Origin of the sequence: Pseudomonas sp. SW-3 (assembly GCF_016615645.1) — a bacterium.
Taxonomy (GTDB): domain Bacteria; phylum Pseudomonadota; class Gammaproteobacteria; order Pseudomonadales; family Pseudomonadaceae; genus Aquipseudomonas; species Aquipseudomonas mandelii.
This window is the reverse complement of the sequence record NZ_CP067098.1, coordinates 6,142,850-6,165,578: the sequence shown is the minus strand read 5'-3', so window position 1 is coordinate 6,165,578 and position 22,729 is coordinate 6,142,850. Positions and strand designations below refer to the sequence as shown.

The following is a 22,729-nucleotide window of genomic DNA, read 5'->3' as shown; positions in this document are numbered from 1 at the left end:
CCTTCATGGACGCAACCAATGAGCGATTCCCTTCACACCCACAAACCCGAGGCTGATCACGATCACGATCACGATCACGATCACAGCCACAAGCTGCAGCCTGTGCAGAAGCATGACCATGGCGGGCACGGCGATTCCTGCTGTTCCTCCGAGGCGGCAGCGCCTTCGCTGATCAAGTTGAGCGACACGCCGACCGACGGCGCGCGGCTGAGCAGCTTCCGCATCGACGCCATGGACTGCCCGACCGAGCAGACGCTGATCCAGAACAAACTGGGCAAGCTTGCGGGGGTCCAGCAACTGGAATTCAACCTGATCAATCGGGTCCTGGGCGTGACCCATGACCTGCCGAGCACTGCGCCGATCATCGAGGCGATCAAGTCGCTGGGCATGGTGGCTGAACCGATGGAACAGGGCACTGATGCGCCAGCGCCGACCCCCGAGAAAAAGCACTGGTGGCCTCTGGCACTGTCCGGCGTGGGTGCGCTGGCGGCAGAAGTGATCCACTTCACTAGCGCCGCGCCGGACTGGGTGGTGGCGATCATCGCGCTGATTTCGATCCTCAGTGGCGGCCTCACCACTTACAAGAAGGGCTGGATCGCGCTCAAGAACCTCAACCTGAACATCAACGCGTTGATGAGCATAGCGGTCACCGGCGCGATCCTGATCGGGCAATGGCCGGAAGCGGCGATGGTGATGTTCCTGTTCACCGTGGCCGAGTTGATCGAGGCCAAGTCGCTGGACCGGGCGCGTAACGCCATTGGCGGCTTGATGCAGATGACCCCGGAACAGGCGACGGTGCAGCAAGCCGACGGCAGCTGGGTCACACAAGAGGTCAAAACCATCGAACTCGGTGCGCGAGTGCGGGTGCGTCCCGGCGAGCGGATTGGCCTGGACGGCGAAGTCGTGTCGGGCAGTTCGACCATCGATCAGGCGCCGATCACCGGCGAAAGTCTGCCGATCGATAAGACGGTGGGCGATAAGGTCTTCGCCGGCACCATCAACCAGGCAGGCTCGCTGGAGTATTCCGTCACTGCAGCGGCGAACAATTCCACACTGGCGCGGATCATCCACGCCGTGGAACAGGCCCAGGGCGCACGGGCGCCGACCCAGCGCTTCGTCGATCAGTTCTCGAAAATCTATACCCCGGCGGTATTCCTGCTGGCCTTGGCCGTGGCGGTGATTCCGCCGCTGTTCATGGGCGCCGTCTGGTTCGACTGGATCTACCGCGCGTTGGTCTTGCTGGTGGTCGCTTGCCCATGCGCGTTGGTGATTTCCACCCCGGTGACCATCGTCAGTGGCCTCGCCGCGGCGGCACGCAAAGGCATCCTGGTGAAGGGCGGCGTTTATCTGGAGGGTGGCCACAAACTCGATTACCTGGCCCTGGACAAGACCGGCACCCTGACCCACGGCAAACCGGTGCAGACCGATTATGTGTCGCTTGATCCCACCGCAGACGCCACTGCCCCGGCGATTGCCGCAGCGCTGGCCGGTCGTTCGGACCACCCGGTGTCGTTGGCCATCGCCAATGCGGCTGTGGATAAACAATTCGCGCCGCTCGTTGTGGATAACTTCGAAGCCCTGGGCGGTCGCGGTGTACGCGGGGAAATCAACGGTCAGGTCTACCACTTGGGTAACCATCGCCTGGTGGAAGATTTGGGCCTGTGTTCACCTGCGCTGGAAGAGAAGCTGTTTGCCCTGGAAAAGCAGGGCAAATCGGTGGTGCTGTTGCTCGACAAGTCCGGCCCATTGGCGCTGTTTGCCGTGGCCGACACGGTGAAAGAGTCCAGCCGCGAAGCGATCCAGCAACTGCACGATCTGGGCATCAAAACCCTGATGCTGACCGGCGACAATGTCCACACCGCCCAGGCGATTGCCGTGCAAGTCGGCATCGACGAGGCCAAGGGCGATCTGCTGCCCAACGACAAGCTGCAAGCCATCGAGGCACTTTATGCACAGGGCCATCGTGTTGGCATGGTCGGCGACGGCATCAACGATGCGCCGGCGCTGGCCCGCGCCCAGATTGGTTTCGCGATGGCCGCCGCCGGTACCGATACCGCCATCGAGACCGCCGATGTCGCCCTGATGGACGACGATCTGCGCAAGATCCCTGCGTTCATCCGCCTGTCGCGTCGAACCTCGACCATTCTCAAACAGAACATCGCCCTCGCTTTGGTCATCAAGGTGATCTTTCTTGGGGTAACCTTCGCCGGGATCGCCACCATGTGGATGGCGGTGTTCGCCGACATGGGCGTCAGCCTGTTGGTGGTGTTCAACGGTTTGCGCCTGCTGCGCAAGTAAGCGATGAGGGACGGGTGTGCTGAGTGCCGAGCTGAAGGCGTTTTACATGGTTGCCCGCCTGGGCAGCATTACCCTGGCGGCGAAAAAGCTCGGCCTGAGCCAACCCACGGTGACCACGCAGATCCGCCATCTGGAAAGCCAGTATTCGGTTGAGCTGTTCTACCGTGGCGGCCGCCGCCTCAGCGTCAGCGATGAAGGCGCGCGGCTGTTGCCGATGGTCAAGGCGCTGTTGCAGCAGGAAGCCGACATCGAGTTTTTCCTGCGCAACAGTGGCCAGGTCCAGGGCAAATTGCGCATTGCTGCTACTGCGCCGTATTACATCCTCGACCTGGTGAAGACTTTCCGCGAGCGCTTGCCGCAAGTGGAAGTGTCGGTGGAAATCGGCAACTCCCAGCAGGTGCTGGAAGCGCTGGAGGATTACCGGGTGGATGTCGCGGCGTCGTCACAATTGCTCGACGATGCGCGGCTGATTCGGCGGGTGCTCGGCAGCGATCCGCTGGTGTTGGCGGTGCATCGCAACCATCCGCTGGCGGCGCACGATCATGTGCCGCTCAGCGCGTTGGCCGGGCATACCTTGTTGATGCGCGAATCAGGCTCGACCACTCGACGCCTGACCGAAGAATTGCTCGCCAGCGCCGGGGTGAGTTTCGGGCCGTTGCTGGAAATTGGCAGCCGTGAATCGATTCGCGAGGCGGTGCTGCGCAACATCGGCATCAGCATCATTGCCCGACAGGAAGTGCCGCATGACCCGCAATTGCGCGTGCTGACGATTGAGAATGCGCCGCAGATTCCAGAGTATCTGTACTGCCTCAAGGAGCGCAAAGGCGCGCGGTTGCCGGCGGCGTTCCTGGGTTTGGCGCAGGAAATGGCCCCTGCGTGAGATTTGTGTTGAATGTGAGGGCCCCTTCGCGGGCCAGCCTCGCTCCTACAGGTGATCGTATCCCCCTGTAGGAGCGAGGCTGGCCCGCGAAGGCGTCCGTCAGTGCACCAACGTATCCAACCCAAATTCTTGAATACCACTATCAGCCGTTTTTGCCTCACTGCCACATGACGGACGCATTACAAACCTAGGATGGGCTTCATCTGCTTGATGAGGCCTGTCCATGAACCACTCGATCGCAACTGCCCTGACCAACCCCGGCGCCCCGATGAAAGTGCGCGGTGTGCAGAAACGCTTTGGCGCCTTCACCGCGCTGGACAATGTTTCCCTCGACGTGGCGGCCGGTGAACTGGTGTGCCTGCTGGGCCCGTCCGGCTGTGGCAAAACCACGTTGCTGCGTTGCATCGCCGGCCTGGAGAAACAGGACAGCGGCGAGTTGTACCTCGGCGATCGCGACGTTTCCCACTTGGCACCCCAGGCCCGGGACTACGGCATTCTCTTTCAGTCCTACGCGCTGTTTCCCAACCTTACCGTCGAAGCGAACATTGCCTACGGCCTCGCCGGCAGTGGTCGCGATGAAGTGCGCAAACGTGTCGGCCAGATGCTGGAACTGGTCGGCCTGACCGGCAGCGAGAAAAAGTACCCCGGCCAGTTGTCCGGCGGCCAACAGCAACGTGTCGCGCTGGCTCGGGCATTGGCGCCGGCGCCATCGTTGTTGCTGCTGGACGAACCGATGTCGGCCCTCGACGCCCGGGTTCGCGAGCATTTGTGCACAGAACTGCGCCAACTGCAGCGCAACCTCGGCGTCACCACCCTGATGGTCACGCACAATCAGGACGAGGCCATGCTGATGGCCGACCGCATCGCCGTGATGAACAACGGCAAGGTCGAGCAGTACGCCACGCCGCAGGACATCTACGACCGCCCGGCCACGCCGTTTGTGGCGGAGTTTGTCGGCCAGGGCAACTGGCTGCCATTCAGCCGCAGCAGCGACAGCCATGCCCAGGTCGGCGGGATGAGCATGCGCCTGGCGGATGGCAGCGCTAAAACCACGTCGGGCCGTCTGTTTTGCCGACCGGAAGCGATCAACGTCAACCCGCCGGTGCATGAAGAAAACCTGTTCCCGGCCAAGGTTCGCGAGATCACCTTTCTCGGTAACCGCTGCCGCATGAGCTTCGAACTCGATCAACTGCCCGGCCACGCATTGCTGGCCGAACTGGCACCGGAAGCCATGCCGCGCCTCGGTGCGCAGCAGATCATGGTCGCCTTGCCCCCGCGCAGCCTGCAGGTGTTTGCCTGATGAGCGCGAACATCGCGCTGCCGATACCGCACAAGCAGGTTCGGCAGACCTCCCGTGCCGAGATCGGCGACCGGGTGTTCGTGGTCGGCGGCAAAGTCCTTTTATTGGTGTTGCTCGGCCTCGCGGTGTTGATGCCGTTGCTGGCGATCTTCTGGCGCGGTTTCAGTTCCGAGGCCGGGCAGGGCGGAGGCCTGGTGGCTGCGCGTGAATTGGTGACCAGTGCGAACTTCCACTGGTTGCTCGGCAATAGCCTGAAAGTTTCCCTCAGCGTGGCGGCGATTGTCGTACCGCTGGCCTACCTGTTTGCCTACGCATTGCAACGCACGTTGATTCCCGGCAAAGGCATCTGGCGCGCAATTTCGTTGTTGCCGCTGATGGCGCCGTCGATGCTGCCGGGGATTGCGCTGGTTTATCTGTTCGGCAATCAGGGCATGTTGCGCGGCTTGCTCTCGGACAATATCTACGGTTTCTGGGGCATTGTTCTGGGCGAGGTCATTTACACCTTCCCACACGCACTGATGATTCTTCTGTCGGCGCTTTCCCTGGCGGATGCGCGACTCTTCGATGCCGCCTCCAGCATGGGCGCCAGTCCGGCCAAAGCCTTTCGCAGCATCACCTGGCCAGCGACCCGTCAGGCCGTGTTCGCGGCGTTCTGCCTGGTGTTCACCTTGACCATCACTGACTTCGGCGTGCCCGTGGTGGTCGGTGGCGACTATCAAGTGCTGGCGCTGGAAGCCTACAAGGCCGTGGTCGGCCAGCAGCAATTCGGTCGCGGCGCGTTGATCGGCATGGTCCTGCTGCTGCCGGCACTCTTCAGTTTTGCAGTCGATGCCTGGTTGCGTCGACGTCACGGCGACGCCATGAGCGGCCGCGCCCAAGTCTTCAAACCCGCGCCGTCGAAGCGGCGGGACGGTTGTTATCTGGCGATCGTGTTGCTGATCTGCGCGGTGTTGCTACTGGTGTTCGGCATGGCGGTGTTCTCCTCGCTGGTGAAATTCTGGCCGTACAACCTGTCGCTGTCGCTCAACCATTACCAGTTCAGCGACACCGCGGGCGGCGGCTGGCTGGCCTATGGCAACAGCGTAAAAATGGCTTTGTGCACGGCGTTGATCGGCAGCGTGCTGATCTTCACCGGCGCCTACCTGATGGAGAAAACCAAAGGCCAGCGCGGACTGAACCTGACCTTGCGCATGCTCAGTTTCGTGCCGATGGCGGTGCCGGGTCTGGTGCTGGGCCTGGGTTACGTTTTCTTCTTCAACCTCAGCGGCAACCCGCTGCATGTGCTCTACGGGACCATGACGCTGCTGGTGGTCTGCACCATTGCTCACTATTTGACCACCGCACAAATGACCGCGACCACGGCGCTACGCCAACTCGACGCCGAGTTCGAGGCCGCCGCGTTGTCACTCAAGGCGCCGCTGTATCGGCACTACCTGCGGGTCACCGTGCCGATCTGCCTGCCGGCGCTGCTGGACATCGTGCGCTACCTGTTCGTCTCGGCCATGACCACCGTTTCAGCCGCGATCTTCCTCTACAGCCCCGACACCATCCTCGCGGCGGTGGCGGTGCTGAACATGGACGACGCCGGCAACGTCGGCGGCGCGGCGGCGATGTCGACCCTGATTCTGTTCACTTCGGCAGGCGTGTCCCTGCTGCTGGCCTGGGCCTCGCGCGGCTTGCTGCGCCGTTCCCAGGCCTGGCGGCAGACCGCTCCTGGTAAATAAATCTGTCCCCATAAAAGACCGTCCCCATAAAAGACCAACCCTCAACTCAAACAGGAAAAGATCATGTTCAAGCCTATGGCCCTGGCCGCTGCTGTCCTCACCGCTTTCAGCCTGAACGCCTTCGCGGCGCCAACCGAGTTGACGGTGTACACCGCCCTCGAAGCCGAGCAACTGAAGACTTACAAAGAAGCCTTCGAAAAGGCTAACCCGGACGTCGAGATCAAGTGGGTACGCGATTCCACGGGGATTATCACTGCCAAACTGCTGGCCGAAAAAGCCCGCCCGCAGGCTGATGCGGTCTGGGGCCTGGCGGCGTCGAGCCTGGCGATCCTCGATCAGCAAGGCATGCTGCAAAGCTACGCGCCGAAGGACCTGGGCAAGATCGGCGGCAACTACCGCGATGCCGCCAATCCGCCCGCGTGGGTCGGGATGGACGTCTGGGCGGCGACCATTTGCTTCAACACCGTCGAAGCCGAAAAGCAGGGTTTGACCAAGCCGGTGAGCTGGCAGGACCTGACCAAGCCTGAGTACAAAGGCAAGATCGTGATGCCCAACCCGGCCTCGTCCGGCACCGGTTTCCTCGACGTCAGCGCCTGGCTGCAAACCTTCGGCGAGAAGCAGGGCTGGCAGTACATGGACGACCTGCACCAGAACATTGGCCAGTACGTTCACTCCGGTTCCAAGCCTTGTAAGCTGGCGGCTTCGGGTGAATTCCCGATCGGCATTTCCTTTGAATACCCGGCGGTTCAGCTGAAGCGTCAGGGCGCACCGCTGGACATCATCCTGCCGAAGGAAGGCCTGGGCTGGGAGATCGAAGCGACCGCTGTGATCAAGGGCACACCACACGAAGAGGCGGCGAAGAAACTGGCTGACTTCTCGGCCAGCCCGGCGGCGATGGAGCTTTATAAAGAGAACTTCGCGGTGCTCGCGCAACCGGGGATTGCCAAGCCGCAGACCGAATTGCCGGCGGATTATGAGCAGCGTTTGATCAAGAACGACTTTGCCTGGGCGTCGAAGAATCGCGACGAAATCCTGAGCGAGTGGCGCAAGCGGTATGACGGCAAGTCCGAGAAAGTGGCTGCCAAGTAAGATCTCTATCGGCTGAAGAGCCTCTTCGCGGGCAAGCCTCGCTCCTACAGGGTTGGTGTCGTTTGTGATAACGCGCAACCCTGCAGGAGCGAGGCTTGCCCGCGAAGGCGGCTTAAAATTCAGGACATCACTTGATGACACACCACAACGACATGCTGATCGTCGGCGCCGGCATTCTCGGCCTGTCCCACGCCTACGCCGCCGCCAGACGCGGTCTGAAGGTCACGGTTTTCGAACGCAGCGAAATCCCCTTGGGCGCCTCGGTCCGCAACTTCGGCCAGGCCCTCGTCACCGGCCAACCCCCGGGCCCGATGCTCGAACTGGCCAAGGCCAGCCGCGAGATCTGGGGCCAATGGGCACAACTGGCCGGGTTGCAACTCAAGCGCAACGGCTCGTATTTGTTCGCTCGCAGCGAAGCCGAAGAACACCTGCTCGAAGCCTTCTGCACCGGCCGCGCCGTGGAATACGGTTACCGCGTCGACCTGCTGCGCGGTGCTGCCTTGCGCGATCTCTACGGCGGTCAGTTCCGCCATCACCGCGCGGCGTTGCACGGCCTGGACGATCAGCAACTGTATTCCCGTGAAGCGATTCCGGCGTTGATCGACTACTTGCGCCGCGAGCTCGGCGTCGCGTTTCACTTCTCTACCCTGGTGCGCGATATCGAGCCGGGTCGCCTGCGCAGCACGGCCGGCACGTTCAGCGCCGATCAGATCATCGTCTGCTCCGGGCACGATTATCAGACCTTGCTGGCCGAGCCGATCGCCGCGCTCAACCCGCAAATCTGCCGCCTGCAAATGCTCCGCGCCCGGCCGCAGATCAACCTCAACCTGCAACACGCATTGCTCACCGGTTTGAGTTGCGTGCATTACGGCGCCTTCGCCGATCTGCCGGAAGCGGCAGCGGTGCAGGCGCAGATTCTGCGCGAGGAGCCACACTTGCATGAAAACGGCATCCACCTGCTGATCAGCCCGACGCCTTACGGTGAGTTGATCATCGGCGACTCCCACCATTACGGCCGCGATCCATCGCCGTTCAATGCCGAGCAGGTCGATGACTGGATGATCGGACTCGCTGAACAAACCCTGGGGTGCAAGGTGCAGGTGGTCGAGCGCTGGCAGGGCGTCTATGGTTCACGGGGGCCGGGGCCGTTCTCGTTCCTGCTCCCGATGCCGGGTGTGAGCGTGGCGCTGATGCACACCGGTGTCGGCATGAGCGTCGGCCCGGCGCTGGCCGAACGTAACGTCGCCACCTTATTGGGAGAGCATTGATGGACAGCAATGAGCAAGTGATCGCCGAGGTGTTTGGGCTGTACGAACGCTTTGGCGACAGCGATTACATCGGCGAGCCGGTGTCGCAGATCGAACACATGTCCCAGGCGGCTGAATTGGCCATGGCTGAAGGCTTTGATGACGAAGTGGTGCTGGCCGCGTTCTTCCATGACATCGGGCATATCTGTGGCGGGAGCGCCGAGAACATGGGTGGTTTTGGTGTGGTCAGCCACGAACGTCTGGGCGCCGATTACTTGCGTCGGGCCGGTTTCAGCGAGCGCCTGGCGCGGCTGGTGGAATACCACGTTCAGGCCAAGCGTTATCTGACGCTTAAAGAGCCCGGGTACTACGAGCGATTGAGCGAAGCCAGCCGCCGGACTCTGGAATACCAGGGTGGGGTGATGACCGCGGAAGAGGCTGAAGCCTTCGAGAAGGATCCGTTATGCAAGGCCAGTTTGCGGATGCGCCAGTGGGATGAACAGGCCAAGGACATGGGCGTGCCGGTGATGGATCTGGGGGTGTTGAAGGATAAGGCGTTGCGGCTGTTGGCTGCGTAATAGCTCGAAACCGGGTCGCTGCCATCGCGAGCAGGCTCGCTCCCACAGGGGAACGCATTCCAATGTGGGAGCGAGCCTGCTCGCGAAGGGGCCAGCCCGAACACCCCAATAACCAAGGTTTACAACTGCTGCGCCAACACCTCAACCTGCTCTTGCCGCTCCGCCTGACTCAACTTCGCCTGCGGATTCAGCGACGACCACTGCGGATGCGCCCGGGCCTTGTTCAGGGCTTCGGGCAGTTTGCCTTCGCGCCAGGTCTTGTCCTGGGGCGTGGCCACCTGGATGCTGTCCATCGCCGCATGCCCACGGGCATTCAGCGCTTGCAGCAATTGGCGCTGACGCAAGGCCAACAGCCTCAACACGCTGTCGTCCACCGTCAATTCTCGCTGACCTCTGATCTTGCCCATTAACCGGCTGCCATAACTGCGGGCGGTTTGCAGGGCGCCGCCGGCAATGGCGCCGGCCAGTGCCGCCGCGCCGAGGGTCAGGCCGCCCACCAGTAAATCAACCCCGGCACCGGCCGCCGCGCCGGCCGCGATGCCACCGCCGACCCGCACGCCCAATTGCTTGAGGGTTTCCGGGTTGAACAAATCATCGCCCCAGCGGCCATCGAGCAGCGGCAGTTCACTGGCCGCCGCGTCCTGTGGGCGGAAGGCATAGAGTTTGAGCAAACCTTCGACGCAGCGCTGTTCCCGTTGGCGAACGGCTTTGCGCAGTTCGCTGATCGCCTGTTGTTCCTGCTCCGCGTCGCTGACCACGCTGCGCCGGCACGCGGCGCAATCGATCAGCAACTCGGCAATCAATCGCGCCGCACTCTGTTGGCGAGCCAGGCGTTGAGCCTGTTGATCGGCGATCAGGCGCTCCAATTGTTCGCGGGAGTTTTCCAGCAGCAAGGCGAGGCTTTCATAGAGTCGACGTTCGCCATCTTCGGGCGGTGCAACGCTGTCGAAACGCACCAGGGCATGCAGGCCCAAGCGCGCCAGGGCTTCACGCCAATCCGGCTCGCGATGGTTGGCGCTGCTGACGAAATTCAGCACCGGCAGCAGCGGTTTGCCGCAACTGGCCAACACTTCCAGTTCGTCGCGGTACTTGGCCAGGACCGGCTCCCGGGCGTCGATCACATAGAGGCCGGCGTCCGAGGCGAGCAATTGGCGCAGTACTTTGGCTTCCTGTTCAAAGCGCTGCCGGGCTTCGCTGCCCTCCAGGAATCGGGCCAACCGTGCCGGGCCGTCGAGGCGTTCGCCGGGACGTTCCAGGCGCTCGAGGTAGTCGAGCAGGGCGATGGCGTCTTCGAGGCCGGGCGTGTCGTAGAGATCGAGCAACGGCTCGCCGTCCACCGACAACCGCGCGCCTTCGACATGGCGGGTGGTGCTGGGGCGATGGGACACGTCACCGAAACCGACGTCCCGGGTGAGCGTGCGCAGCAACGAGGTTTTGCCGACATTGGTGTGGCCGACCACGGCCAGCTTCAAGGGCGCTTTCCAGGCATTAGTCATGGCCGGTCTCCAGCCAGTTCACGGGCGCGCAATCGGCGAACGGCAGGTCCAGCTGTTGCAGCGCCACGTGCCAGTCGCCGAGACGTTCGGCATCCAGTGCTTCGCCGGGCGGCGCTTGCAGCAGCCAGACACGGGTGGCAGCGGCATTGCGCGCCAGTTCGGCGATCAGGGCCAGGCTGCCACGGTCGGGCGAACGTCGCGGATCGCAGGCAATCGCCAGGCGTGCCGGAGGGAAACGACTCAACTGTTCAAGCAGTTTGTTGCGCGATTCGCGACTGTCGAGGATGCCGGCGTTGTTCACGGTTTTCGGCAGTTGCGGCGGCCACGGGCGTTGATCGTCCAGCTCGATGGCCACCAGCAACGCGCCGTCGCTTTGCTGCTCACTGACGCCGCTTTCGACACGATGCAGTTGCGCAGGCGCGGCATCACTGATGCCGAGGCGTTCGCTGGTGGGCATCAGCCGTTCGCGCAATTGGGCGTAACCGGGCAGGTTCAAATCCAGGCGCAAAGCGGCTTGGCCGGAGGTCCAGCGCCAGCGGCAGAACAGCATCAGCAACAAACGCGGCAACACCCCGTAGACCAGCAACACGCCCACCAGCCAAGCGGCCCAGGCCTGACGAGCGCTTTCGATGTTCAGCGCGGCATCGCCACTGGCGCGGATCATCTCCACGCTGGGCACGCTGAAACCGAGCAAGGCCGGCAGGGCGCCGAGAGCCTGGGTCATGGCGACGAAGGTGTCGCCGCGCAAAATGGTGGTTTCCCAGACAAAGCCGTAGCGCCGGGTCGCCATCAGCATCAGCACGATAACCAGCGCACTGAGCAACGCCAGCAACCACAAGCCGTTGACCAGCACGCCGATCGCCCAGCGATTGAGTTTGCGTCGCTGCAATAACAGCAGCAGGGCGGGTGCCAGTTGCGCGGCTTTGGCATCACGAGCGAGTTTTTCGCTGAGCCACAGCCACAAGCGTCCAAGGCTGGCGCCGTGCTCACCGGCAAACACCAGGCCCAACGCCCAGCTCAGCAGCAGAATCAGATTGAGCCCAAGCAGACTGCCCAGGGCCCAGAACACATTTACCGGGGTCTGGCCATCACCCAGTGCGGCAAACGCCAGGCCAGCACCGCTGACGATGGCCAGCACCGCCATGACGATCAGCGCCAGTCGCGCGCCTTGCAGCCAATGCTTGAGGGCGTCGGACAAACCGTCGCGCTCGGCCAGCCACACGGCACGGCGCTGAATTCGCGTCGGCAAGTCGCCGCCGGCGCTGCGGGCCAGCCGGTTGGCTTCCAGATCCTCCAGGGGGCCGGCGTGTTCTTCACGCAGGCGCACCGTCTCGGTCAGCCAGAGGTTTTGCAGTGGAGTCAGTTCAGTCACGCGGCATCCCGTCGCTCAAATGAGCTGTGAGCATAACCGCTGTGGCGCTTATCGGGGTACGGGAGGCTCTGGTATCCTCGCCGGCATGACTAAATCACTCCCCCTCAGCCTGATCGCAGCCCTCGGTGAAAACCGTGTGATCGGCGTCGACAACAGCATGCCCTGGCACTTGCCGGGGGACTTCAAATACTTCAAGGCCACCACCCTCGGCAAACCGATCATCATGGGTCGCAAGACCTGGGATTCCCTCGGCCGGCCGCTGCCGGGCCGATTGAACATCGTGGTCAGCCGTCAGGCGGATCTGGTGTTGGAAGGCGCGGAGGTTTATCCATCGCTGGAGGCGGCCGTGGCTCGCGCGCAGGAATGGGCGAACGAGCAGGGCGTCGATGAGGTGATGCTGATTGGCGGCGCGCAATTGTATGCGCAGGGGATGGCGCAGGCGGATCGGTTGTATCTGACCCGAGTGGCGTTGAGCCCGGAAGGGGATGCGTGGTTTCCGGAGTTTGATTTGGGGCAGTGGACATTGGTCTCCAACACCCAGAATCCGGCTGAAGGCGACAAACCAGCGTACGACTTTGAAGTCTGGGAGAAAGTCTAAAAGCTTCGCGGGCAAGCCTCGCTCCTACAGGATTTGTGTCGATCGCGAAAATTGCGTACGACACAAATCCTGTAGGAGCGAGGCTTGCCCGCGAAGAGGCCAGCTCAGACGCTAAAAAACTTAAGCGTGCGCCAACTCCGCATGCTCATCGGCATCCAGCAGTGCTTTATCCGTCTGCTGCATGATCTGGCTGGTAATCGCCCCGGCCGTGATCGAACCACTCACGTTCAACGCCGTGCGGCCCATATCGATCAGCGGCTCAACCGAAATCAGCAACGCCACCAATGACACCGGCAAACCCATCGCCGGCAGCACGATCAGCGCGGCAAACGTCGCACCGCCGCCCACGCCCGCCACACCGGCCGAACTCAAGGTCACAATCGCCACCAGCGTCGCGATCCACAGCGGGTCCAGCGGGTTGATGCCGACCGTGGGCGCGACCATCACCGCCAACATCGCCGGGTACAGACCGGCACAGCCATTCTGGCCAATGGTCGCGCCGAACGACGCGGCGAAACTGGCGATGGATTGCGGGATGCCCAGGCGGCTGGTCTGCGCTTCGATGCTCAGTGGAATCGTCGCGGCGCTGGAGCGGCTAGTGAACGCGAACGTCAGCACCGGCCAGATCTTGCGGAAGAACCGCAGCGGGTTGATCCCGGCCGCCGACACCAACAGGCCATGGACCACAAACATCAGGCCCAGGCCGATGTAGGAAACCACCACGAAACTGCCGAGCTTGATGATGTCTTGCAGGTTGGAACCGGCGACCACTTTGGTCATCAGCGCCAATACGCCGTAGGGGGTCAGCTTCATCACCAGACGCACCAGACGCATCACCCAGGCTTGCAGGGTGTCGATGGCGTTGATCACTTTCTGACCTTTCTCGACGTCATCCTTGAGCAGTTGCAGCGCCGCGACACCGAGGAACGCGGCGAAGATCACCACGCTGATGATCGACGTCGGCTTGGCGCGAGCGAGGTCGGCGAACGGGTTTTGCGGAATGAACGACAGCAGCAGCTGCGGCACATTCAGGTCGGCAACCTTGCCGGCATAGTCGGTCTGGATGGTTTGCAGGCGAGCCATTTCCTGGGTGCCGGCGATCAGGCCTTCGGCGGTCAGGCCGAACAGGTTGGTCAAGCCGATACCGATCAGCGCCGCAATGGCCGTGGTGAACAGCAGCGTGCCGATGGTCAGGAAGCTGATCTTGCCCAGCGACGAGGCGTTGTGCAGACGGGCCACGGCGCTGAGGATCGAGGCGAACACCAGCGGGATGACGATCATTTGCAGCAACTGAACGTACCCGTTGCCCACCAGATCGAACCAGCTGATCGAGGCTTTCAGCACCGGGTTGCCGGCACCGTAAATCGTGTGCAACGCGACACCGAAGACCACGCCCAATACCAACGCGAGCAGGACTTTTTTCGCCAGGCTCCAGGTGGTGTGGCGGGTTTGCGCGAGGCCAAACAGTAACGCGAGGAACACCAGCAGATTGAGGATCAGCGGCAGATTCATGAGAACTCCGAAAGTGACTTGTGCCAGCCGCCTTCCGGGGCAGCTGCGAACCGGCAAGCCTAACAGCTTGATTTACAAAGAATTAATATCAAAAAAGTCTGATAACTGTCGTTTTTGGAATAAGCCGGTGTCGCTGTCGGGGATGCACTTGACGCGAAAGGGACGTGTGCGGTCGCTAGTGGACGAGAGTTGTCACACTTATTTGTTAGCGTCGATATCTTTGGATCAGGGAGAAACCGCCGATGAAGCTCGCACCAAAATTTCTCGCAGCAGTACTCTGTCTTGGCCTCGCCGGCCAGGTCTTCGCCACGGATTTGAAGCACTGGCCAGCCGATCAGGCCAAGGCGCTGGACGCGATGATTGCAGCCAACGCGAACAAAGGTAACTACGCGGTGTTCGACATGGACAACACCAGTTACCGCTACGATCTCGAAGAGTCGTTGCTGCCGTACATGGAAAGCAAAGGCCTGATCACCCGCGAGAAACTCGACCCCTCCCTGAAACTGATCCCGTTCAAGGACACCGCCGACCATAAGGAAAGCCTGTTCAGCTACTACTATCGCCTCTGCGAACTCGACGACATGGTGTGCTATCCATGGGTCGCGCAAGTGTTCTCCGGTTTCACCCTCCAGGAACTCAAAGGCTACGTCGATGAGCTGATGGCCTTGGACAAGCCAGTGCCGGCGACCTATTACGAAGGCGATGTGGTCAAAAACCTCGACGTCAACCCGCCGAAAATCTTCACTGGTCAGAAAGAGCTCTACAACAAGCTGATGGAGAACGGCATCGAGGTCTACGTGATGACCGCCGCCTCGGAAGAACTGGTGCGCATGGTCGCTTCCGATCCGAAGTACGGCTACAACGTCAAACCGCAAAACGTCATTGGCGTGAGCCTGCTGCTCAAGGACCCGAAGTCCGGCGAATTGACCACGGCGCGTAAGCAAATCACTGCGGGCAAGTATGACGAGAAGGCCAACCTTGGCCTCGAACTGACCCCGTACCTGTGGACCCCGGCGACCTGGATGGCGGGTAAGCAAGCGGCGATCCTGACCTACATCGATGAATGGAAAAAACCGGTGCTCGTCGGCGGCGACACACCGACCAGCGACGGCTTCATGCTGTTCCACAGCGTCGACGTGGCCAAGGGCGGCATTCACTTGTGGATCAACCGCAAGGACAAATACATGACCCAGATTAACGGCATGATGGCCAAGCACGCGGCAGCACAGGCCAAGGAAGGGTTGCCGGTGACGGCGGACAAGAACTGGGTGATCGTGAAACCGGAGGAAATCCAGTAAGCACCAAAAATCCAATGTAGGAGTGAGCCTGCTCGCGATAGCGCAGTGTCAGACGACATCGATGGTGACAGACATACCGCTATCGCGAGCAGGCTCACTCCTACAGTTGATCTCCAGTGTTTGGGGGATCGTGGTCAAAAAAATGCCCCGCACTTGGCGGGGCATTTTTTGTTCGACGGTTAAGCCTTACAGCCCGTCGAGCATTGCCTTGTTACGCACGGCACCCTTGTCGGCGCTGGTCGCCAGCAGGGCGTAGGCCTTCAGTGCAGTGGTCACCTTGCGTGGACGTTTTTCCACAGGCTTCCAGCCTTTCTGATCCTGCTCGGCACGACGGCCGGCCATTTCTTCGTCGCTGATCAACAGATTGATCGAGCGGTTCGGAATGTCGATCAGCACCTTGTCACCGTCCTGCACCAGACCAATCGCGCCGCCTGCAGCGGCTTCCGGCGAAGCATGGCCGATGGACAGGCCCGAGGTGCCGCCGGAGAAGCGGCCGTCGGTGAGCAGGGCGCAGGCTTTGCCCAGGCCTTTGGATTTCAGGTACGACGTCGGATAGAGCATTTCCTGCATGCCCGGGCCGCCTTTCGGACCTTCGTAACGGATGATCACGATGTCGCCGGCCTTCACTTCGTCGGCGAGGATGCCGCGAACGGCGCTGTCCTGGCTTTCGAAGATCTTCGCGTTGCCTTCGAAGACGTGGGATCGATTCGTCGACGCCAGCGGTTTTCACCACACAGCCGTCCAGTGCAATGTTGCCGTAGAGAACGGCCAGGCCGCCTTCTTTCGAATATGCATGCTCAACACTGCGGATGCAGCCGTTTTCACGGTCGTCGTCCAGGGTTTCCCCAACGGGTCGACTGGCTGAATGCGGTTTGCGTCGGGATGCCCGCCGGGCCGGCTTTGAAGAAGTGATGCACGGCTTCATCGTCGGTCTGGGTGATGTCCCACTTGGCGATGCCTTCGGCCAGGGTCTTGCTGTGCACGGTCGGCAGATCGGTGTGCAGCAGGCCGCCACGGGCCAGCGAGCCGAGGATGCTGAAGATCCCGCCAGCGCGGTGCACGTCTTCCATATGGTATTTCTGGATATTCGGAGCGACTTTGCACAGTTGCGGCACGAATCGGGACAGGCGGTCGATGTCGCGCAGGTCGAACTCCATCTCGGCTTCCTGGGCGGCGGCCAGCAAGTGCAGGATGGTGTTGGTGGAGCCGCCCATGGCGATGTCCAAGGTCATGGCGTTTTCGAACGCCTTGAAGTTGGCGATGTTGCGCGGCAATACCGACTCATCGTTCTCGCCGTAGTAACGCTTGCACAGCTCGACGATGGTGCGGCCGGCCTGCAGGAATAGCTGTTCGCGGTCACTGTGGGTGGCCAGGGTCGAACCGTTGCCCGGCAATGCCAGGCCCAGGGCTTCGACCAGGCAGTTCATCGAGTTGGCGGTGAACATGCCGGAGCACGAGCCGCAGGTCGGGCAGGCGCTGCGCTCGTACTCGGCGACTTTCTCGTCAGAAGCGCTGGAGTCGGCGGCGATCACCATGGCGTCGACGAGGTCGAGGCCGTGGGAGGCGAGTTTGGTCTTGCCGGCCTCCATCGGGCCGCCGGAAACGAAGATCACCGGGATGTTCAGGCGCAGGGCGGCCATCAGCATGCCAGGGGTGATCTTGTCGCAGTTGGAGATGCAGACGATGGCGTCGGCGCAGTGGGCGTTGACCATGTATTCGACGGAGTCGGCGATGATCTCGCGGCTCGGCAGCGAATAGAGCATGCCGTCGTGGCCCATGGCGATGCCGTCATCCACGGCGATGGTGTTGAATTCTTTTGCCACACCGCCAGCGCGTTCGATTTCGCGGGCGACCAGCTGGCCCAGGTCCTTGAGGTGGACGTGGCCCGGTACGAACTGGGTGAACGAGTTGGCAATGGCGATGATCGGCTTTTTGAAGTCGTCATCTTTCATCCCCGTGGCGCGCCACAGTGCGCGGGCGCCGGCCATGTTGCGGCCGTGGGTGGATGTTTTCGAGCGGTAATCAGGCATGAAGCACTCCGGGCGGCTAATCAGGTATCAAAAGGGAAGTGAGCTTCTATTGACGTCTGGAACACCCAGAAATGGCCGTGTGTCCGGAAGTTGCCGATAACTTTGCGGGATCGCCGCGCGCTTCAGCTTGAGCTCATAAACCCGCCGGGGGATGACTGGCGATGAATGTCGCGATTCTACACGGCTGGCGTCAGGAGGGAATGCCGGGAAGCGTTGATCCGGCGCTCACACAACGTGCGGGATGACGACTGGCAGGTTTCAGCCCGCCTTCAGCGCCAGATGCCGTCGTGTAATCAAGACATTCAGGCCAAGGCCCGTAGCACTCAAGCTCAGAAAACACAGGGCTAGTGCCGTGGTCAGGTCTTCGGAGGCAAGGTTGATCACTACGCTGATCACACCGCCGCACATGAAAATCAGCACGCCGCCTACCGAGGTCGAGGTTCCGGCATTCCGGGGGTAGAGACTCATGGCTTTGGAGTTGGCGATGGGCCGGGCAATGGTGGTGCCTGCCGTACAAATCAACATGGGTATCAGCACCGCTGCCGCAGAGAGCCCGAACTGTTCCGCCAACCACAGCATCACCAGCCCTGACAAAGCGATCAGCCCCAGGCCAATGACTATTTGTGTGTTGGCCTGCAGGTACCGATGCAGCGCGCTGGCGACAATCCCGCCAAACACATAAGCCACGCCATACAGCAGCAACGCCCAGGCAAATGCGTAAGGCGACAGCGCCAGCCGCTCCATGAAAATGATCGGTGAAATGACGATGAACGAGAAATGGCAGGCAAAAGCCAAGGCTGAAATCAACCAATACCCCATGAAGCGCAAATCCGAACACAGCCTCCAATAGGCGCTGAAAAAACGTTCAGGTGCCGTGGTATGAAGGTGAGGGTTTTCCCTGAGCAGAAAGAAGGCTTTAAGCCAGACAATGACGGCCAGGCTGATAAACACATAAAAGCTGCCCTGCCAGCCTAGCTGCAATTGCAACCACGTCCCCAGCAGCGGCGAAATCGAAATGAATACCCCGCCGCCGGTCACCATCCAGATTCTGATTCGCTCCTGTTCCTTGCCGACGAACAGATCCTGAACCAACGCCTGTGACAGGACGAATGACCCGCAACCAACGGCCTGGATCACCCGGAAGAACAAAAACCAGCTGTATTCGCTGGATACCACACACCCTGTCGCTCCCACCACCGCAATTGCGATACCGGCCAGCAGGAGTTTCTTGCGTCCCCACAAATCCGACAATGGTCCGACCAACACCACGGACAACGCCAGGCCAATGGCGAACACGCTCACCGACAGGGCGATGTCGGACGGTGAGGTCCGAAAGTAGTCAGAAAGATCGGGAAAGGAGGGGAGCACCACATCCAGGGGAAAGACGCCGAGCAGCGTCATGGTCATCAACAGAATGACCATGGCACGTTGTTCGCCCTGGGCTACCTGTTTTCCGTCATTCATCGAACAGCCCTGCCCTGGAGAAAAGTTGGCGATTGGCAGGCAGATCGAAGAACCCGGCTTTTTTCATTGCATTGAGCGTGGCACCAGCACTCGATCGGACGCGCAGGCGCTGTGCTTGCGAGCCGGTCAGATCCCCAAGGATCTGCGCGACAGACGCTTCACTCAGGCCGGCGCTGCGCAGGCTTTCCCCAAGCCAGCGTTCATCTATCTCAAAGAAAATCAGCAGGATTTCCGCGAGCGACCTGGCGGTGAACGTGCGTTGGCCGCAGTTCAATTGCACCCACAGATGGTGGAATACTTCGCAAAAGTAGCGACTGTGACGCGCTTCGTCGGCCAGGTGATCCCTGAGCATTTCCTGAACGCTGCTCACCAGCGTGTCACGGCAAACGTCGAGCAGTTCCTTGGCGATAATCGTTTCCGAGACGAAGCCGACGAGAAACCACGCCAGTGCCTTGTGCTTGTCCGGTGTGCGATTGAGCAGGGCGTTCAGCCGGGCTATCCGGTGGGGCACGACCGGGCGATCTGTCATGTCGTAAATATCGGCAATCTGCTCGGCGAGGCTGTTGGAAAACAGTGCGTGATAAGCCTCATCCGTATAGAGCTGCAGCGCGGCGGTTTTCATCCGTGGGGGGATGGATACCCCCAGTTCGTTGTGGACGATGGTTTCCACGGAACGGTTGACGATGCGGTGTTCCAGCAGGGTGGTGTAGTCGAGGAAATACACCAGATGGTTGGCGGACAGGCGATGAGTGATTGCTCTGCCTGCTGCTTTGATTGCCGGATGATTCAGGTAGGGCAGAAATTCCGGCGCAAACCAGTGGCGGGTTTCCAGTTGCCGTTTCAGGTCCGGCGGCAATTGGTAGGTGTGTTCGCTGATCCGCACCGAGGCTCGGGTGTTCCAGTCTCCAAGGGTGAAGCGATGGGCCCATGAGGCAGAGGCTGACGCGGGGTCGATGAGGGGCTCGGTCATTGTTCCGCCCCCCGACTGCTCAGCAGGGCTTTCAATTCCTTGCACATCACTTGCCCGTCGCTCTGGCCGCAGCCGACAAAGAACAGCGGTTGCTCTGCGCTGTTCTCAAGTCCCAGCAGCGCTTCGACCTGGTCGTCCGTCAATGCACCGGTCAGCCAAGTGTTCAATCCCAGCGCGGTGGCCGCCAGTTGAAAGGTCTGGGAAATATGACCGGCCTCGACGTAGGCCATTCGGTAGGCCCGCGAGTGTTCATATTTCCACCACAGCTTGTCGAATCGGCTGGTGATGAACAGGCCTGCGGGCAGGTTGTTGATGAAGTGTTGTCCGCACATCAGTTGCCCTAAAGGTTGGGGAGGCAGCGGATTAACCAGACTCAGCGCGTGCCCGGTGGGGTGATAGGCGTAGACCCCGGGTGGCAGGCCGCTGACGTTTTGCACCAGCAGAAAGCCTTCGCAGGCATTCAGTCCGCCTCCGGACGGGCTGCTGCGCCGGGCGCCGAGACCTTCGACGATGCTTTCGTCGACGTCGTTTTCGCGCTCATGCAGATAGCCGAGGGACAGGTACAGCAATGTACTGACGGCTTCGAGGGAAACGGCTTCACCCGTGAAGGTGCGGCAGGTTTTCCGATTGACCAGGGCGTTTGCCAGGGAATCTTCCGGCAGGCAGGAAGGTTTTGGCAGGGTAATCAGCTCGCATCCCAGGCGTTCCGAGCGCCTGGCTTTCGGCGAGGGCGTGCTCAGGACGTCGCTGCAATGATCAAGGTATTGTTTTGACCATTCATTGATATTTTGCGGAACGTGTTCGCACGGAATGTTCTTGGTGCCGATATGGAATATCTTCGACAGTTCGTCCCAGCCCCAGTCTGTAGTATCTGTTATTGCAGTTGTCAGTATTCCAGCGTCAAGTAGCTGGGTGTCAATTGTATTGCGTTCGTTGAACTTTTCGGGGTTGTCGATAAGTTCTGCCAGTCGGGTTGAATACTTCAGGTTCAGTTCAAACTGTTTGTGATTCTTGTAATCCCAGACTATTTGACCGGGCGTGCGTGGAAGTATGAATAAATGAGGACTGATCTGCATGATGGGCGGTTCGCTCTGGGCAATGCCATAGAAAACGCTGGGTAGCCGGCACTCCCCAGCGTCTCATTTACTTAGCGGGCTTTAGGGGCGACCAGGAAAGCCAGGTTGGCGATGCTGTTAGCTTCCAGAGTAATTGCTTTCATTTGGAACTCCTTGTAATTGAAAGTAAGAGTCACTTCGTGGTGACACGCTCAATCATAGAGTGTAATGAGCGCTTATCAAGGCGATATTGGGTAGGAAACTTCCAGTAATTTCGTCGGATCGATCTTGGGCATGAACAAGTTTTGTCAGTTGAATGCTGAATAGTGAAAGGCGCAGGGAAACGTCCTGCAAGTCCGTAGGATCGCAAGTGTAGGAAGTTTGAACGGAATTCAATAACAGATAATAAAACGGGGAGCCCTCTGGCTCCCCGTCAAACCGGTGTCATCAGCTGTTTGGCAGCAACCGGCAGGTGATGCTCTTGATGTAGCGGGTTTCGGCGATGGCCGGGTGGACCGGGTGGTCCGGGCCCTGACCGCCGCGCTCAAGCATCTGGATGTTGCGGTCCAGGTGGCGGGCGCTGGTCAGCAGGATGTTCTGCAGATCGTCTTCCGGCAGGTGCATCGAGCACGACGCACTGACCAGGATGCCGTCCTTGCTGAGCAGGCGCATGGCTTGCTCGTTCAGGCGGCGGTAGGCGCCTTCACCGTTCTTCATGTCTTTCTTGCGCTTGATGAAGGCGGGTGGATCGGCAACGATCACGTCGAAGCGTTCTTCGCTGGCTTTCAGCTCTTTCAGGGCTTCGAACACGTCGCCTTCGATGCAGGTCATTTTTTCGGCGAAACCGTTCAGCGCGGCGTTGCGCTCGACGCCGTCGAGGGCGAAGGCCGACGCGTCGACGCAGAACACTTCACTGGCGCCGAACGCGGCCGCTTGCACACCCCAGCCGCCGATGTAGCTGTACAGGTCCAGCACGCGTTTGCCTTTGGCATAAGGAGCCAGGCGTGCGCGGTTCATGCGGTGGTCGTAGAACCAGCCGGTTTTCTGGCCCTGGATGACCGGTGCTTCGAACTTCACGCCGTTTTCTTCCAGCGCGACCCACTCCGGCACCAGGCCGAACACGGTTTCGACATAACGGTTGAGGCCTTCGGCGTCACGGGCAGCGGAGTCATTCTTGAACAGAATGCCGCTTGGCTTGAGCACTTGGGTCAGCGCCGCGATCACGTCTTCTTTATGGGCTTCCATGGTCGCCGAAGCGATCTGCACCACCAGGATGTCGCCGAAGCGGTCGACCACCAGGCCTGGCAGCAAATCGGAGTCGCCGTAGACCAGGCGATAGAACGGCTTGTCGAACAGGCGATCACGCAGGGACAGGGCAACGTTCAGGCGATGGACCAGTAGCGACTTGTCCAGCGGCAACTTGATGTCGCGCGACAGCAGACGGGCGCAGATCAGGTTGTTCGGGCTCATGGCCACGATGCCCAGCGTCTTGCCGCCGGCGGCTTCGAGGATCGCCTGGTCGCCGGCTTGAAAACCGTGCAAAGGGGTCGCCGCTACATCGATTTCGTTGCTATAGACCCACAAGTGGCCGTTTCGCAGGCGACGGTCGGCGTTGGCTTTGAGGCGCAGGCTAGGCAGGGACATGACGTCGCTCCGGAAAAAAGAGCGGGAGTATAGCGTGTTGAGGCTTGCGGCGGGCCGGGCGGGCGATGAAACGCTCATGGACTCCTCGCGGGCAAGCCTCGCTCCTGCTGGATCGCTGTAAATCTGCAGGCGCGAGGCTTGCCCGCGAAAGCGATTTCGATGGCTATGCAGAAA

Annotated in this window: 16 protein-coding genes and 1 pseudogene; 9 read left to right on the top strand and 8 right to left on the bottom strand. The window is 60.9% G+C overall.

The genetic code is table 11. The features are described from left to right. Nucleotides 1-18: 18 nt before the first annotated feature. The 7 genes from JIO00_RS28000 to JIO00_RS27970 all read left to right on the top strand — a co-directional run bounded on the left by JIO00_RS28000 (nt 19) and on the right by JIO00_RS27970 (nt 9,116). Nucleotides 19-2,298, top strand: a complete 2,280-nt coding sequence (locus JIO00_RS28000; RefSeq protein ID WP_200667256.1) for a heavy metal translocating P-type ATPase — start codon at nt 19-21, stop codon at nt 2,296-2,298. Nucleotides 2,299-2,314: 16 nt separating this feature from the next. Continuing rightward, nucleotides 2,315-3,178, top strand: coding sequence for a LysR family transcriptional regulator (locus JIO00_RS27995; protein ID WP_200667254.1), 864 nt, complete (start codon nt 2,315-2,317; stop codon nt 3,176-3,178). A gap of 223 nt (nt 3,179-3,401) precedes the next feature. Then, a complete protein-coding gene (locus JIO00_RS27990) occupies nt 3,402-4,478 on the top strand; it encodes a putative 2-aminoethylphosphonate ABC transporter ATP-binding protein (RefSeq protein ID WP_010466754.1) in 1,077 nt (358 codons plus the stop codon). After that, complete coding sequence (locus JIO00_RS27985) at nt 4,478-6,202, top strand: putative 2-aminoethylphosphonate ABC transporter permease subunit (RefSeq protein ID WP_077747201.1); 1,725 nt, start codon at nt 4,478-4,480, stop codon at nt 6,200-6,202. Before JIO00_RS27990 ends, JIO00_RS27985 begins: the two co-directional genes overlap by 1 nt. A 63-nt stretch (nt 6,203-6,265) precedes the next feature. Beyond that, nucleotides 6,266-7,291, top strand: a complete 1,026-nt coding sequence (locus tag JIO00_RS27980) for a putative 2-aminoethylphosphonate ABC transporter substrate-binding protein (RefSeq protein ID WP_010466757.1) — start codon at nt 6,266-6,268, stop codon at nt 7,289-7,291. 134 nt (nt 7,292-7,425) lie between these two features. Continuing rightward, a complete protein-coding gene (locus tag JIO00_RS27975; RefSeq protein ID WP_200667253.1) occupies nt 7,426-8,559 on the top strand; it encodes a TIGR03364 family FAD-dependent oxidoreductase in 1,134 nt (377 codons plus the stop codon). Further along, nucleotides 8,559-9,116 carry a phosphonate degradation HD-domain oxygenase gene (locus tag JIO00_RS27970; RefSeq protein ID WP_010466760.1) on the top strand — a complete coding sequence of 186 codons (558 nt, stop codon included), beginning with the start codon at nt 8,559-8,561 and terminating at the stop codon, nt 9,114-9,116. The genes JIO00_RS27975 and JIO00_RS27970 overlap by 1 nt, the downstream gene beginning before the upstream one ends. Before the next feature lie 119 nt (nt 9,117-9,235). Here the strand turns inward: JIO00_RS27970 and JIO00_RS27965 are convergent, their stop codons facing one another. Continuing rightward, nucleotides 9,236-10,612: a GTPase/DUF3482 domain-containing protein gene (locus tag JIO00_RS27965; RefSeq protein ID WP_145306683.1), complete on the bottom strand. Its 1,377-nt coding sequence runs from the start codon at nt 10,610-10,612 to the stop codon at nt 9,236-9,238. Further along, a complete protein-coding gene (locus tag JIO00_RS27960; protein ID WP_077747205.1) occupies nt 10,605-11,984 on the bottom strand; it encodes a DUF2868 domain-containing protein in 1,380 nt (459 codons plus the stop codon). Before JIO00_RS27960 ends, JIO00_RS27965 begins: the two co-directional genes overlap by 8 nt. Nucleotides 11,985-12,069: 85 nt before the next feature. Here JIO00_RS27960 and JIO00_RS27955 point away from each other — a divergent pair, with 85 nt between their 5' ends. Continuing rightward, nucleotides 12,070-12,582 carry a dihydrofolate reductase gene (locus JIO00_RS27955; protein ID WP_010466767.1) on the top strand — a complete coding sequence of 171 codons (513 nt, stop codon included), beginning with the start codon at nt 12,070-12,072 and terminating at the stop codon, nt 12,580-12,582. 120 nt (nt 12,583-12,702) lie between these two features. Here the strand turns inward: JIO00_RS27955 and JIO00_RS27950 are convergent, their stop codons facing one another. Next, a complete protein-coding gene (locus JIO00_RS27950) occupies nt 12,703-14,094 on the bottom strand; it encodes an L-cystine transporter (RefSeq protein ID WP_102595083.1) in 1,392 nt (463 codons plus the stop codon). Between the two features lie 242 nt (nt 14,095-14,336). On the opposite strand from JIO00_RS27950, the gene JIO00_RS27945 reads away from it, so the two are divergent. Then, nucleotides 14,337-15,392, top strand: coding sequence for a phosphorylcholine phosphatase (locus JIO00_RS27945; protein WP_010466771.1), 1,056 nt, complete (start codon nt 14,337-14,339; stop codon nt 15,390-15,392). Between the two features lie 186 nt (nt 15,393-15,578). On the opposite strand, the pseudogene ilvD reads toward JIO00_RS27945, so the two are convergent. From ilvD to JIO00_RS27920, 5 genes and pseudogenes are all read right to left on the bottom strand, one after another. Further along, nucleotides 15,579-17,422: pseudogene (gene ilvD, locus JIO00_RS27940) on the bottom strand (dihydroxy-acid dehydratase). Between the two features lie 258 nt (nt 17,423-17,680). Next, entirely contained in the window at nt 17,681-18,886 is a 1,206-nt protein-coding gene (locus tag JIO00_RS27935; protein WP_200667251.1) for an MFS transporter, read from the bottom strand. Further along, the gene (locus tag JIO00_RS27930; protein ID WP_010466777.1) at nt 18,879-19,856 is read right to left on the bottom strand and encodes a diiron oxygenase; all 978 of its coding nucleotides are present in this window, start codon (nt 19,854-19,856) and stop codon (nt 18,879-18,881) included. Before JIO00_RS27930 ends, JIO00_RS27935 begins: the two co-directional genes overlap by 8 nt. Continuing rightward, a complete protein-coding gene (locus JIO00_RS27925) occupies nt 19,853-20,932 on the bottom strand; it encodes a SagB family peptide dehydrogenase (protein ID WP_077747210.1) in 1,080 nt (359 codons plus the stop codon). Before JIO00_RS27925 ends, JIO00_RS27930 begins: the two co-directional genes overlap by 4 nt. A 426-nt stretch (nt 20,933-21,358) precedes the next feature. Further along, nucleotides 21,359-22,555 (bottom strand): class I SAM-dependent rRNA methyltransferase, encoded by a 1,197-nt coding sequence (locus JIO00_RS27920; RefSeq protein ID WP_003195152.1) that lies wholly within the window; start codon nt 22,553-22,555, stop codon nt 21,359-21,361. Nucleotides 22,556-22,729: the final 174 nt, after the last annotated feature.

What these genes read in the sequence shown, in the direction of transcription:
- JIO00_RS28000 (WP_200667256.1), top strand. Translation starts at nt 19, where the DNA reads ATGAGCGATTCCCTTCACACCCACAAACCCGAGGCTGATCACGATCAC.
- JIO00_RS27990 (WP_010466754.1), top strand. Translation starts at nt 3,402, where the DNA reads ATGAACCACTCGATCGCAACTGCCCTGACCAACCCCGGCGCCCCGATG.
- JIO00_RS27985 (WP_077747201.1), top strand. Translation starts at nt 4,478, where the DNA reads ATGAGCGCGAACATCGCGCTGCCGATACCGCACAAGCAGGTTCGGCAG.
- JIO00_RS27980 (WP_010466757.1), top strand. Translation starts at nt 6,266, where the DNA reads ATGTTCAAGCCTATGGCCCTGGCCGCTGCTGTCCTCACCGCTTTCAGC.
- JIO00_RS27975 (WP_200667253.1), top strand. Translation starts at nt 7,426, where the DNA reads ATGACACACCACAACGACATGCTGATCGTCGGCGCCGGCATTCTCGGC.
- JIO00_RS27970 (WP_010466760.1), top strand. Translation starts at nt 8,559, where the DNA reads ATGGACAGCAATGAGCAAGTGATCGCCGAGGTGTTTGGGCTGTACGAA.
- JIO00_RS27965 (WP_145306683.1), bottom strand. Translation starts at nt 10,612, where the DNA reads ATGACTAATGCCTGGAAAGCGCCCTTGAAGCTGGCCGTGGTCGGCCAC.
- JIO00_RS27955 (WP_010466767.1), top strand. Translation starts at nt 12,070, where the DNA reads ATGACTAAATCACTCCCCCTCAGCCTGATCGCAGCCCTCGGTGAAAAC.
- JIO00_RS27950 (WP_102595083.1), bottom strand. Translation starts at nt 14,094, where the DNA reads ATGAATCTGCCGCTGATCCTCAATCTGCTGGTGTTCCTCGCGTTACTG.
- JIO00_RS27945 (WP_010466771.1), top strand. Translation starts at nt 14,337, where the DNA reads ATGAAGCTCGCACCAAAATTTCTCGCAGCAGTACTCTGTCTTGGCCTC.
- JIO00_RS27935 (WP_200667251.1), bottom strand. Translation starts at nt 18,886, where the DNA reads ATGAATGACGGAAAACAGGTAGCCCAGGGCGAACAACGTGCCATGGTC.
- JIO00_RS27930 (WP_010466777.1), bottom strand. Translation starts at nt 19,856, where the DNA reads ATGACCGAGCCCCTCATCGACCCCGCGTCAGCCTCTGCCTCATGGGCC.
- JIO00_RS27925 (WP_077747210.1), bottom strand. Translation starts at nt 20,932, where the DNA reads ATGCAGATCAGTCCTCATTTATTCATACTTCCACGCACGCCCGGTCAA.
- JIO00_RS27920 (WP_003195152.1), bottom strand. Translation starts at nt 22,555, where the DNA reads ATGTCCCTGCCTAGCCTGCGCCTCAAAGCCAACGCCGACCGTCGCCTG.